General features: G+C 33.8%; 14 protein-coding genes. 6 read left to right on the top strand and 8 right to left on the bottom strand.

The window, feature by feature from the left end; translation table 11 throughout:
- Positions 1 to 48: 48 nt before the first annotated feature.
- Genes CD041_RS10380 through CD041_RS10395 form a run of 4 tightly spaced genes read right to left on the bottom strand, consistent with a single transcriptional unit; the run spans position 49 to position 4,430 of the window.
- On the bottom strand, positions 49 to 663 hold the full coding sequence (locus CD041_RS10380; protein WP_070648077.1) for a metallophosphoesterase: 615 nt from the start codon (positions 661 to 663) through the stop codon (positions 49 to 51).
- A 41-nt stretch (positions 664 to 704) separates the two neighbouring features.
- On the bottom strand, positions 705 to 2,363 hold the full coding sequence (locus CD041_RS10385) for an ABC transporter permease (RefSeq protein WP_070648076.1): 1,659 nt from the start codon (positions 2,361 to 2,363) through the stop codon (positions 705 to 707).
- Position 2,364: 1 nt separating this feature from the next.
- The gene (locus tag CD041_RS10390) at positions 2,365 to 3,387 is read right to left on the bottom strand and encodes an extracellular solute-binding protein (protein WP_060795110.1); all 1,023 of its coding nucleotides are present in this window, start codon (positions 3,385 to 3,387) and stop codon (positions 2,365 to 2,367) included.
- 5 nt (positions 3,388 to 3,392) lie between these two features.
- Complete coding sequence (locus CD041_RS10395) at positions 3,393 to 4,430, bottom strand: ABC transporter ATP-binding protein (RefSeq protein ID WP_002479113.1); 1,038 nt, start codon at positions 4,428 to 4,430, stop codon at positions 3,393 to 3,395.
- A gap of 136 nt (positions 4,431 to 4,566) precedes the next feature.
- On the opposite strand from CD041_RS10395, the gene CD041_RS10400 reads away from it, so the two are divergent.
- Positions 4,567 to 5,436, top strand: coding sequence for a LysR family transcriptional regulator (locus CD041_RS10400; RefSeq protein WP_002479114.1), 870 nt, complete (start codon positions 4,567 to 4,569; stop codon positions 5,434 to 5,436).
- A 263-nt stretch (positions 5,437 to 5,699) separates the two neighbouring features.
- On the opposite strand, the gene CD041_RS10405 is transcribed toward CD041_RS10400, so the two are convergent.
- Positions 5,700 to 6,491 (bottom strand): hypothetical protein, encoded by a 792-nt coding sequence (locus CD041_RS10405; protein WP_062078318.1) that lies wholly within the window; start codon positions 6,489 to 6,491, stop codon positions 5,700 to 5,702.
- A 233-nt stretch (positions 6,492 to 6,724) separates the two neighbouring features.
- Here CD041_RS10405 and CD041_RS10410 point away from each other — a divergent pair, with 233 nt between their 5' ends.
- Positions 6,725 to 6,919 (top strand): hypothetical protein, encoded by a 195-nt coding sequence (locus CD041_RS10410; RefSeq protein ID WP_002460876.1) that lies wholly within the window; start codon positions 6,725 to 6,727, stop codon positions 6,917 to 6,919.
- Positions 6,920 to 7,064: 145 nt separating this feature from the next.
- Here the strand turns inward: CD041_RS10410 and CD041_RS10415 are convergent, their stop codons facing one another.
- Positions 7,065 to 7,676, bottom strand: a complete 612-nt coding sequence (locus CD041_RS10415) for a hypothetical protein (RefSeq protein WP_062078320.1) — start codon at positions 7,674 to 7,676, stop codon at positions 7,065 to 7,067.
- A 101-nt stretch (positions 7,677 to 7,777) separates the two neighbouring features.
- On the bottom strand, positions 7,778 to 7,939 hold the full coding sequence (locus tag CD041_RS12175) for a hypothetical protein (RefSeq protein WP_002460879.1): 162 nt from the start codon (positions 7,937 to 7,939) through the stop codon (positions 7,778 to 7,780).
- A gap of 659 nt (positions 7,940 to 8,598) precedes the next feature.
- Here CD041_RS12175 and CD041_RS10420 point away from each other — a divergent pair.
- From CD041_RS10420 to CD041_RS10435, 4 genes are all read left to right on the top strand, one after another.
- The gene (locus CD041_RS10420) at positions 8,599 to 9,027 is read left to right on the top strand and encodes a DM13 domain-containing protein (protein ID WP_070648075.1); all 429 of its coding nucleotides are present in this window, start codon (positions 8,599 to 8,601) and stop codon (positions 9,025 to 9,027) included.
- A 128-nt stretch (positions 9,028 to 9,155) separates the two neighbouring features.
- The gene (locus CD041_RS10425; RefSeq protein WP_037540730.1) at positions 9,156 to 9,614 is read left to right on the top strand and encodes a DoxX family membrane protein; all 459 of its coding nucleotides are present in this window, start codon (positions 9,156 to 9,158) and stop codon (positions 9,612 to 9,614) included.
- Positions 9,592 to 10,272 carry a response regulator transcription factor gene (locus CD041_RS10430; RefSeq protein ID WP_002479120.1) on the top strand — a complete coding sequence of 227 codons (681 nt, stop codon included), beginning with the start codon at positions 9,592 to 9,594 and terminating at the stop codon, positions 10,270 to 10,272. Before CD041_RS10425 ends, CD041_RS10430 begins: the two co-directional genes overlap by 23 nt.
- Positions 10,273 to 11,319: a sensor histidine kinase gene (locus CD041_RS10435; RefSeq protein ID WP_002460885.1), complete on the top strand. Its 1,047-nt coding sequence runs from the start codon at positions 10,273 to 10,275 to the stop codon at positions 11,317 to 11,319.
- 271 nt (positions 11,320 to 11,590) lie between these two features.
- Here the strand turns inward: CD041_RS10435 and CD041_RS10440 are convergent, their stop codons facing one another.
- On the bottom strand, positions 11,591 to 12,169 hold the full coding sequence (locus CD041_RS10440; protein ID WP_002460886.1) for a histidine phosphatase family protein: 579 nt from the start codon (positions 12,167 to 12,169) through the stop codon (positions 11,591 to 11,593).
- Between the last annotated feature and the right edge of the window lie 2 nt (positions 12,170 to 12,171).

The following is a 12,171-nucleotide window of genomic DNA, read 5'->3' on the forward strand; positions in this document are numbered from 1 at the left end:
TGCTTGGTTTGTCGAAGCAATTTTAACGCTTATTTTTTACAGTATCTATCACAGCATTAGATGTCGTTTACGAATCGTACCATCTTTGTGTGATACATTAACACTATAGCTGCACGCATTTGTCAAATCTACTAGTGTCAAATACATATTATGTCCTGCCCCTGTATCAATATCTATCATGCCGGTTTCAATATGGATTTCTTCTTTTGAATAACCCAATTTATAATTTGGCACATGGCCATGGATAATTGTTTTGCCTTTGATTTGATGCTGATTTAATGCTACTGAATGATGCGCAGTTACATGTTCACACTGCTGTTTATCTATGGGGACCCGCACATCGATACCAGCATGCACAAAAATGTATGAATCTAACACTTTGATATACGGCAGTCCACTCAAAAATTTATGCCAAGCCTGTGCCTCGCTATCCTGTCTTTCTAACCAACGTAATTCATGATTTCCAACAAGCGCTATAGCTCCTTTGTTGACTAATTTTTGAACTAACCGTAATGTCCCAACCGAATCTGGACCATTATTTACATAGTCTCCAAGTAATACGAGTTGGTCTGTTTCTGCATTATATACTGCCTCACTTAGTAGTTTGATTAAAGCATCTCTATGACCATGAATATCTGAGGCAACTAATATTCGTTGCGGCATACGCTTGTATCAACTCCTCTTGTACTGAGTCCATTACACATCTAAGACTGCTGGACACTGCTTTTTCGTTGGTAGACCTCTAACGCGATTAATATCACTGATGTAATACCAATGGACATCAATGCCATCGCCATACCTTGCGCAGAGTCACCTTGTTCAAACTGGCGATAGATAAATGTTGATGAAGTATCCGTATTCGGTGGTCGTAGCATCAATGAAGCGACTAATTCACGCATAGAAATACAGAATATTAAAATCCAGCCAGATATCATACCCGGTTTCAATAATGGTAATGTAATCGTTCTAAATAATGTCCAGCCATGACTACCTGAAATTGCAGCTGCTTCATATAAATTAGGGCTTAACGTTCTTTCCACATTTTTAATATTCTGTACGGCATATGGAATATAAAGTACAGTGTAAGCAACCACCAGAATAGCAATCGTATTATAAATAGGTAATATGTTGTATCGGTTATTCCAAAACAATATCAATCCAATCACAACAATAATACCCGGCACAGTATTTGGAAGCAGACTTGTAAAATCAATTAATCGACTTAGCATACTTTTGTGTTTTGTAATTAAGACACACCATAAACCAATGACAGTAGCCAATGTCGCTGCTATCGTTGCAAGCATGATACTGTTAAACAGTGCAATACCACCATTACCCATCAATACATTGATAAAATTATTAATTGTAAAATTGCTAAAATGAAAGCCAGCAGCTAACTTTTTCATAAAGGCACTGACAAAAATGCTCGCGTACGGTAAGACAATCGTCACAAACAATTCAACCACAACAAACGCATAGCATAGTATATTCCATGATGATGCTTTATGAATCTTTACTTGATGACCTTTACCAGAATCAGCTTGAATATTAGTACGCGTTTGAACCCATTGTTGGAATGCCCATACGGTCATGCTAACGGCCAATAACAAACTCGATAACAATGCCGCACGTTGAAAATCAATCGGCCAAATCGACGCACTGTGATGAATTTCTGAAGTAAGTACGTGAAAGCCAATTCGATTCCCCATTGTAACTGGTGTTCCAAACTCTCCAATTGTTTTAACAAATACTAATAGTGCCGCCATGCTGTAACCTGAGATAAATTGTGGCACGATGATTTTTCTAAAACGATACATAAACGAACCGCCATATATTTCAGCCGCTTCTTCTTGTGATTGATGTATTGTCAGTAAAGCATTTTTTAGCATGACATATAAAAATGGCGTTAAATGGCAACTCATAATAAGTACCATGCCAAAAAAGCTAAAGAAATACGGTGTTATATGTGCAAAGATAGGACTAATTTGCTCAAGCAAACCATTGCGCTGCATTGTCAGCATCCAACCCATAGCACCAATATATGGTGGCACCATGAATGGAATCATAATCATCATATCTAACCATTGATGTTTTACTAACGTCGTTTTAGTCATAATAAAACTTAATGGTAAGGCAATAACTGTACTTAGAATCAATACTGAAATACCTAAAACAATTGAATTCCATAATATTTTTAAGTGATAGCTTTCAAATAACTGTGATATATTACCTACAAAAGTATTTTCTTCAGACGGTACAAATCCTTTAAAAAGTATTAAACATAAGGGCATGATGATAAGCAAAAAGAGCACGACACTAGCTAATATTTGATTAGTTTTTAACATGAGTTTGTTTTGTGGCATATTATCTCATCAATTCCGTAAATTGTTTTAATACTTTTTCACTTTTGTCTGATAAATTTTCCCAATCATATTTATATTCTTTAATATCTTGACGTTTAGCTTTACCTTTTTTCTTTTCTGCAGCTTTATCTGCTGGAATTAAATAATGGTCATCCACTTGCTTTTGTCCTTTTTTACCAGTGACATAATCCATGTATTGTTTGGCCAGTTCTTTATGTTTTGATGATTTTAAAATAAATGCAGGTCTTGGTGAAATTGCTGTACCTGATTCTGGATATTTAATATCTACTGGTTCACCGTTCGCTTTAGCTTTATAGACCATGTAATCGACACCACCATAAACAACATCATTGTCGCCTTTAATAACTGATTCTAATGCTGGTTTATTAGCACCTGCTTGTTTCATACCATTGTCTTTTAATTTTTTATATTCATCCCAAGCTTTATCCCCTTCGTTATTCACTTTTATAGATAATAAATCTAAGGCAGTTCCTGATTCTGATGGATCTGGAATCGCAATTTTATTTTTATATTTAGCGTTAGTTAAATCCTTAACATCTTTAGGTGGTTGTTTTACTGCTTTGGTATTATATGACAAGCCTAATGCGCTACCGCTGAAACCGTAATAATAACCTTTGCTATCAATCCAATCTTTATACAATTTATTATGATTCTTAACTTTGTAAGGTTCGATTAAGCCTTTTTTCTTATAATCAAGTGCAGCAGGTAATGATGCGAGTTGTACGACATCCGCTTTCGGATTATCTTTTTCTGCTTCTAAGCGACCTAAAATTTCGCCCGTCGTCCCTTGAAAGACTTCTACTTTTTTGCCACTTTCTTTTTCAAATTCTTTTACCATATCTTTGACTAAATCATCAGGTCCAGCTGCATAAAGAACCAATTTATCTTTACTGCCAGAACTTGAGTCGGACTTGTTATTGCCGTCTTCTGATTTATTTTGACATGCCGTAAGTACTAAGACTGCCACTATCGTTAAAACGAAATATTTGATTAACTGTTTCATGTTTTTTATTCCCCCAAATGAATAAAGTAGTTTTTTGGTATATCAAATGTTAAATACACTGTATCTTCAATATCATGTAATTGCGTATCATAAAACATCACAGTTTCATTAGCGAGTTGTGCAGTATATTGATATCTTTCTCCTGTAAAATGCATTGTCTTAATGATTGCTTGATTTTCTTGTTCTTCAGCATGTACATGGATATTTTCAGGTCGAATCAATAAACCATAGGTACCTTCTTTTATCTCATCATTCACTGGCAACTCTAATCCTTGCTTATTAGTAAAAATATGCGTTTGAACTTGCCCTTCAATATAGGTTCCTTTGCCAATAAATGTTGCAACCTTTTTACTTTGTGGATTGTAATACAATGATTCGGGCGCGCCTTGCTGAATAATCTTGCCATCACTCATCACAGCAATTTCGTCGGACATCGTCATAGCTTCATATTGATCATGTGTCACAAAAATAGCCGTCATACCATAAGTCTTAATTAGCCGCTTGATGAGTAACTGCATGTCTTCTCGTAACCCTGCATCTAATGCCGATAAGGGCTCATCCATCAAAATTAATTTCGATTGTGAAATAATTGCTCGCGCCAATGACACCCGCTGTTGTTGACCACCAGATAATTGATGAATTGCTTTATCATGTTGATCCGCTAACTTCACTTCTGCCAAAGCAGCCATAACCCGTTCTTTCAATTGATTGGTATCTTTCTTTACCTTTAGTGGATAAGCTACATTTTGAAACACTGTCATATGTGGCCACAGCGCAAAATCTTGAAAAACCATACCTAAATCTCTATCTCCCGGTGCCATAAAAGCGTGTTGCTGTGACGAAAAATACACATCGTCATCATTAGTAATCACACCATTATCCGGTGTTTCCAAGCCAGCTATTAATCGCAATAACGTCGTTTTCCCACAGCCAGATGTTCCTAATAGTGACAAGAATGTTCCTTGTTTTACAGTCAAATCAATTCCTTGAATAACTTGTTTTGAATTAAAGGACTTTGTAATATCACGTAATTCTAAAACCACTTTCTCACCTCTTTCACTTATAACTATAGGAAAAGATTGTTAACGAAGTTTAAATATTATATTAACGTCTCCTCAAAAAAGTATATGTAAGCTATATAGATATATAGATAAAATTTATATTTTGGAGTGTTAACCGATGAATACAAAACAAATGCTTATTTTTAAACATTTTGTGGAATATCAAAATGAAAATATGGTCGCAGAAAAACTGAATATTACACAACCTACTGTCACATTTCACCTTAAAAATTTAAATCAACGCTATGGCACACCGCTATATCATAAAAAGGGGAAGCATTTTAAACTCACTGAAGCTGGAGAATTACTATTTCGTAACAGTAATAAACTATTGTATTTAATGCAGGAAACAGAAGATATTTTGGAAGACTACCGGCAGTCTAAGCGTGGCACTTTAAAAATCGGCGCAAGTCATGCACCGGTTTATCACATTTTGCCGCATATACTTAAAAACTATCTTCAAGCTTACCCGCATATTCAAATTGATTTGATAGTTGATACTGCACCCAATATTATAGAAAAGCTACGTCATCGAGAAATAGAAATCGGCGTTATTTCAGAAAAAGGCTTTTATGACGACGATATCAAAGTCAAGCGCTTTACTGATAATCCTTTAATGGTCGCAATGGATTGCCACCATCCACTCGCAGCTCAAGAACATTTAACATTGACCGATATTACACAGTATCCGTTTATATTACATAGCGGGGGTTCTACTAGACAAAGTATTGAAGAATGGCAAACAGAAAATTTTGTGGATTTACCAGTACGTATGCAAGCCAATAGCGTAAGTAGTATTTTAGAAATGTTGAAAGACGCAGATTATTTAAGTCTAATTAGTGAGCGCGCATTAAGTAACAATCCATACATCACCGCTAAAACACTTCCCCATGCACCCGCTCCTAGACACATTTCATTAATTTATCGTGAGGATCAATATATGACACCTATTATTCAGAACTTTATATCATTAATGTACGAAAGTTAACATGCATTTTAGATAAAAATCAAAACGGGTTAACATGTTTAGAAAAATAAGACACCATCGTCTCATTTAATAAACACTACTAAATTAAATGAACGAGGTGTCTTATATATAAAATCGATTACGTAACGCAACATACGCTATCAATAGATATTGCCGTTTTCATACATTCAAATCATACCTCTTACTATCATAAGGATATTGAGGAAATCCTGCTCGAAGAAAAGATTTTTTGCTGTAATTTTGCACTAGACCTCACTGTCTGTCTAGTAATTATCAAATATCAGATTTGTTTTAAGTTGATCACGTTGCTCGTGTATACCTAAATCATTGAGCTTATTAACGATGTCCTTTTGAGCTTTTTTGGCTTCTGCTTCTGTTTTCACTTTAGTTGATATTTCAACGATATTTTGATTTTTTACATCCCAATTTTCAATTTTAATATCATGATTATTGATAGTACCTTTGTGACGTTCGAAATGAACTGGACCAATTAATGTTGGTTGTGTGATTGCTGCAAGCTTATTTTTGTATGGGCTCGTGGCAAATGATTTAAATAATGTTAAGCTTTGAGCTGCATTAGGCATTTCTAACCCTTTTAAATCTGTATCTGCTTTGGCTTCCTTTGTTACACTTAGTGTTTGACTATTCTCGCCATACTCAACTTCAAACTCGTCACCATTGTAACCGTCTGCTTTCGCTTGTTTAATTGCTTGATCTACTTGATTATTTACGATTGGATAGCGCTTTTTGTATTGTAATGCATATTTTTTATCCTTTTCACTTTTTCGCAGTCTATATGTGACTTTATCTTTGTAATTTGAACGTTCTTTGTTATCCAGAAAAGCGACGTTAAAGTCTTCATCTTTATCTTCAGAACCCAGTGCTTCTAAAACATCATGTTTAATATGACGATTATCTTTGACCACTTTATCACTATCGACATATACTTTCACCTCATATTGATCTGCTGCAGCATATGTATAGTGATGTGTAATACCGCTGCATATCAATAATACTGTTGTAGCTATACCCACTTTTAAACCTTTCAATTTCATATACATTCCTCCTTTAATACTAATGATAGAAGAATAATATGACCTCAGTTTAAGATTTTTGTTAAATCACCACTAATTTTTATAAACATATTCTATAGTTATATTTATTATGCCGCGAATGCATTTTTAATTATTTAAGCGTGTCTTCCATTTTTGTGATAAAAGTCAGTATAGAAGCAAATTGCACTGTTTGATATAACGTGATAAATTTTTAAAGGGAGTTGTTTTTATATATGAAAATTAAGATGTATATTTTTTCTTTATTGATTTGTTTTATTGGATTCTTTGTCACATATTATTTGTTTGAATTAATCGTAGGTAACCCTATTACAGTTGGGGAAGGTTTAGTAGGCGCTCTAGGATTTACATGTGTTATTGGTATTTTTTCACTCTTGTCTCTTTTTTTAAAAAGAAATAACGATAAATAGTTCTGTTAAAAGTGATTACCATGAATACGCAAACGCTATCGGTTTCTACTAGGAGCATTTTCCACGTCTATGTTTCATGTGAAACTTTATTATTTTCTTACTAATTTTAGGCTAGACAACTACTGCCAATATATAGTTCATAGCATCAAACATAATTATGTTTCGAACTGATTTTATTCATAATATAACTAACGGTTGAAAAAAGAAGTAAAAACATTTGCTCTTCAGTTGATGTTAAGTAGGTTACAATTACTGCTATAAGGAATATAATTACATAGCCTAGCCATTGATTGTGCACCATATTCATTATCAATTTAGTACTATAATTACACGTAGCAATAAATGTTATCACATACAGTGCAATCACAATTATAATAGGTATTTCAAACTGGTAGTGCTTAACTATTTTTAATCCTAACCCTAGCAACACAATCATTGGAAATAGTGCAAAATAAATAAACTGACTACTTGGAATATCAATACTTTCTTTAAATTTTTCCATATTAAAATCAGGTTTATCTTTTTCTTGCATAAACAAAGTATTGATATGATTGATTTGTTGCATCGTACGCCTGATATATAAATAAAAAGGTACCATCATTATCATGAATAACACATTGATACTAATATACTGCAACCATGATTGTGTATTTATGAAGTCTTCAAGCCACACATCTAACTTGTGATTTAGACCAAACATGTAATAACAGCCTAGCGTAACGAATATAACTAACAACATGCTGTATTTACCTTTCATGGTTGTTCCTCCTTTAAATTTAAGGTGCGTCATAACACACTTTGAATCTTCATTACCTTCATGATTGCAGTCAATGCATATCGTTTCTATCAGCTGATTCGTCATTTATTATGCTGATTCATCTCTTTTGTCCATCTAAGTACAAAGACAATAACAACAACACCAAATATTGCCGCAAATAACCAATCTTGCTTTACAATAAAGACAATTGTCGAAATAACAAAAACCATGGCAATAAGCATTCTTAGTACATTTTTAGACATCGTTATCCTCCTTTGATGAGAGACTTTAGCTTAATCATATGCTTTATATCTAACGCTGAACATTTGAATTCAATATAAAGCATGTACTTTTCCATTTAAGTATAAGATATATGCAACTCGTATGTTTTGACTTAAATCATAATACATACAATTGTCATTTTATATTTACATAAATTACAAATAAAAATGGAAAGCATATTTTCAATCCCGTCAACTACTGACAATATAGCGTTTAGCGCCTAAAAAAATTATATCCTAGACTTATTTTAATCCCTATAGCTATGCGAATACCTCAGACAATTCAGTGGTGGTATAATGGGCAGCACTATCTTTAAACTTATGTATTGCGTGTCTCATGTATGTTTGCTGTTCATCTTTACTTAAACACTGCCAACCCAACCTTCTTCGCTCAATCCAACGACTAAACTTCCTTTAATAACAGACCTTCACAGTAATATTGTAAAACCAATTACACCCACTTCATAATAAGTCCACAAAATAATTTAAAGCTAAAAATCATACATATGTTAAATTAATATTTTAACAATCCTGATATTTAAGAATTAGTTAAGAATTATTAATAGTTAGTTAATGTGATTGTGTATCTTTTCTTCGTATGATTAAGCATGTAAACATCACAAAGAAAGAAGGAATAGATTATGAAATTAAAAACTTTATTATTATCAACAGCACTTGCAACATCACTATTATTAGGCGCATGTGGAAATTCAAATCATGACAGTGATACAAAAGAAGATGAGAAAAAAACGGAAAGTCAAAAATCTAACCATACAACTGCAGAAAAAGGGATGTTTAAAGGAGAAAACAAAGAAACCGTTGAAGGAAAGGCAATGATTAAAGACAACAAATTAATGCTGACAGACTTCAAATCTTCAAAAGGACCAGACTTACATGTCTATTTAACAAAAAATGGTGATATTAAAACCGGTAAAAAAATCGATGCAGTTAAATATGATGAAAAAGAACAAACATTTGACTTAAAAGGCATCGATGTCAAAGCGTACGATACAGTAACGATTTATTGCGATAAAGCACATGTTGTATTTGGAAATGCCAAAATAAAATAACCACACCTTTTAATAACATATAGATTAATCATACAACTGATGAGATAGACGTCTATCATTAAGGCATGCTATCTCATTTTTTAACAGCAAAGGAGACAAACACGATGACAAACACGATAACAAACGCCATGACAATGACATGGAAGATCATCATACTTTTACTTAGAATGGGCAGTGGTTTCGTTATACTAAAGCAAGGCTATGAAAAATTGACGGGAGGTTTTGCCGTTGATGGGCTTGTTCCCGTTATTAAAGAAAACCAAGATTCCCCAGAGTGGTATAAATACTTTTTTGAACATGTCGTCGCACATCATTTAGACCTATTTCAATGGATGATCCCCATTGGTGAAATCGCCATAGGTCTAGGCTTATTATTTGGCGTTCTATCTTATACAGCTAGCTTTTTCGGCACATTTGTGATGTTAAATTACATTCTCGCAGATATGATATTTACGTATCCATTACAACTATTTTTCTTTATAATATTATTAATGAATAAAGAAACATTACAATCTCTTGAATTAATGCATTTCTTTAAGAAAAAACAATCAAGGAATGATGTAAATGGAAAGAATCGCCATCATTGATGATGAACCTGATATTAGAGACATATGTAGAACATACTTTGAATTTGAAGGATATGAAGTGTTGACTGCTTCAAATGGTCAAGAAGCATTAGATTTGCTCGAACAAGACGTGGACTTATTTATTCTAGACATCATGATGCCAGAGAAAGATGGCTATGCCGTTATAAAAGAAATGAAGGCTAGACAATTAGATATTCCTTATATTTATCTTACCGCTAAGACAACAGAATCAGATACGATTTATGGCTTAATGTTGGGTGCAGACGATTATGTCAAGAAGCCCTTTAGCCCTAGAGAACTTGTAATTCGAGCTAAAAACATCTTATCTCGCACGGTTAAACATTCATCCGCACAAACACTATCTTTTGGGGCATTAACACTTGATAACTTAACTAAAACAGCGACAATTAACAACGAAACTATCACGCTTAGAATTAAAGAATTTGATTTACTTTGGTATCTTGCAACCCATGAAAATGTTGCATTATCTAAAACAGATTTACTCGAACAAGTATGGGGTTATGACTATTATGAGGATATGAACACGCTTAATGTTCATATTCATCGTTTGCGAGATAAATTAGAACAACATCACTATAAAGACTACATCATTTCCACTGTTTGGGGACTTGGTTATAAGTTCCACAGGGGGTATTAAATGACGATACGTAAACAACTTATTATCTCGTTTTTTACATCGATCACGTTTTCAACTCTATTTTTATTTGTACTCAATGAATTAATGTGGTTTGACATGGCGCAGACACTGCTACTTACGCTGTTCTCTCTTATTTCAAGTATGGTTACAATGATGATCGCTATGACTTTTTCAATACCCACCATTCATAAGATTGAAAAGTTAAACCATGAAACACAGAAAGTAGCCAATGGCAGCTTTGAAATAGAGCCATTAGATATTCAATCACCTTTAGAATTAAAAGAGTTAAATGATTCATTTGAAACCATGGTCACCAAAGTACGCGAGCAGATGGAACGCATTAAGAGTGAAGAAACTGAAAAAATTCATATGGTACAAAATTTAGCACATGATTTAAAAACCCCGTTAGCTACAATTAAATCGTATTCTGAAGCTTTAAAAGATGGTGTCATAAACACAGAAGAACGACAACAACATGCTTATAAAGTATTAATTTCCCAATCAGATAGATTAAGCCATATGTTTGATGATTTAACTACAATGATGACGGTAAGCGGCCATTCACAAGACCTTGGTTACTTACAAATTGATCAATTATTATTGCCAATCTTAGAAGCTTATCAGCAACAAATAGAACAGCAACATCGTGAACTTATTGTAGATGTAGAAAAAGGCATTCCTCGCTTCTTACAAGATGGAATGGCTATTGAAAGAATCTTATCAAATTTTTTAGATAATGCTCTAAAATTTTCTAAACTAGAAACACCTATTGTTGTCACTGCTAAGAAAGTCGATACGACGCATGTGTCGATTGCAGTCACTGATCAAGGCTGCGGTATCGCTGAGCACCATTTAAAACGCATATTTGAACGCACATATCGTATCGAGCACTCACGTAACCTCAAGAGTGGTGGCTCGGGTCTTGGATTATACATTGCTCAAATGCTTGCTCATCAAATTGATGGTCATATTACGGTGGATAGCAAGCTCAATGAAGGTACAACCATGACGCTAACTTTTAACACACACAAGAGTAAACTTAGCTGATATCCTTAAAACTTTCACTAGCTTAGTTAGCAGCTGTAACAGTTACATTTATCTTTTTATTTAGACATCCTTTAGTATACCCGCACACAAACGTCAGTGTAACCTAATAACAGTTTGAGGCATAAATATAAAGGATTAAAACAAAGAAGCCCATGGGTCTGGACATCATTATGTTTTAGACTATGAACGTTATATTGGCAGTAGTTGACTGGATTGAATATGCGCTTATACCAAGCTTTTTTCAATCCTAGTCAATCTTGCCTTCCGTTGTTTATGCCGGATGATGTATTGATTTAAAAGTAAATGCACCATCTTCATAGTCAAATTTTAAGATACAGCAGTTCGTAAATTTCATTTCACTTGCTTCCGCTAATGGTAAGCATGTATGCGTAAATAACGATAAAACATCCCCATGACTTACGACTACAACGTTATGCTTGTTCGTTTCATTAAGTATTTCTTGTAATGTATTAACTGTTCGTTGTTGTACTTCATCTGCCGTTTCTCCACCATAGTCTGCAAAGAATGAACCAAAATCTATCACACTATCATGTGGCGGATTTAACAGCTCAGACTCACCTTCATATATACCATAATTCCATTCTTTAATGCCTTTTAATCGTCGATAATTTTCATTAGGGAAAATAATTTCTAACGTATCCGAAGCACGTTCTTGCGTTGAAGAGAATAACTCATAGTCACTTAAATTTAATTGATTAAAGTATGTTTTGGCTAGCGCTGCTTGTTGTTTTCCTAAATCCGTTAATGGTGAATCAGATGCGCCTTGGATTTGACATTTTTTATTAAATATTGTTTGTCCATGTCTAATTAAATATAATGTTTTTTTCATAT

It is taken from the genome of Staphylococcus lugdunensis (assembly GCF_002901705.1).
GTDB classification, from domain to species: Bacteria; Bacillota; Bacilli; order Staphylococcales; family Staphylococcaceae; genus Staphylococcus; species Staphylococcus lugdunensis.

Excerpts from the sequence above, each read along its gene's own strand:
- CD041_RS10415 (WP_062078320.1), bottom strand. The coding sequence starts at position 7,676 with ATGAAAGGTAAATACAGCATGTTGTTAGTTATATTCGTTACGCTAGGC.
- CD041_RS10400 (WP_002479114.1), top strand. The coding sequence starts at position 4,567 with ATGAATACAAAACAAATGCTTATTTTTAAACATTTTGTGGAATATCAA.
- CD041_RS10390 (WP_060795110.1), bottom strand. The coding sequence starts at position 3,387 with ATGAAACAGTTAATCAAATATTTCGTTTTAACGATAGTGGCAGTCTTA.
- CD041_RS10420 (WP_070648075.1), top strand. The coding sequence starts at position 8,599 with ATGAAATTAAAAACTTTATTATTATCAACAGCACTTGCAACATCACTA.
- CD041_RS10425 (WP_037540730.1), top strand. The coding sequence starts at position 9,156 with ATGACAATGACATGGAAGATCATCATACTTTTACTTAGAATGGGCAGT.
- CD041_RS10380 (WP_070648077.1), bottom strand. The coding sequence starts at position 663 with ATGCCGCAACGAATATTAGTTGCCTCAGATATTCATGGTCATAGAGAT.
- CD041_RS10435 (WP_002460885.1), top strand. The coding sequence starts at position 10,273 with ATGACGATACGTAAACAACTTATTATCTCGTTTTTTACATCGATCACG.
- CD041_RS10430 (WP_002479120.1), top strand. The coding sequence starts at position 9,592 with ATGGAAAGAATCGCCATCATTGATGATGAACCTGATATTAGAGACATA.
- CD041_RS10405 (WP_062078318.1), bottom strand. The coding sequence starts at position 6,491 with ATGAAATTGAAAGGTTTAAAAGTGGGTATAGCTACAACAGTATTATTG.
- CD041_RS10410 (WP_002460876.1), top strand. The coding sequence starts at position 6,725 with ATGAAAATTAAGATGTATATTTTTTCTTTATTGATTTGTTTTATTGGA.
- CD041_RS10440 (WP_002460886.1), bottom strand. The coding sequence starts at position 12,169 with ATGAAAAAAACATTATATTTAATTAGACATGGACAAACAATATTTAAT.
- CD041_RS12175 (WP_002460879.1), bottom strand. The coding sequence starts at position 7,939 with ATGTCTAAAAATGTACTAAGAATGCTTATTGCCATGGTTTTTGTTATT.
- CD041_RS10385 (WP_070648076.1), bottom strand. The coding sequence starts at position 2,363 with ATGCCACAAAACAAACTCATGTTAAAAACTAATCAAATATTAGCTAGT.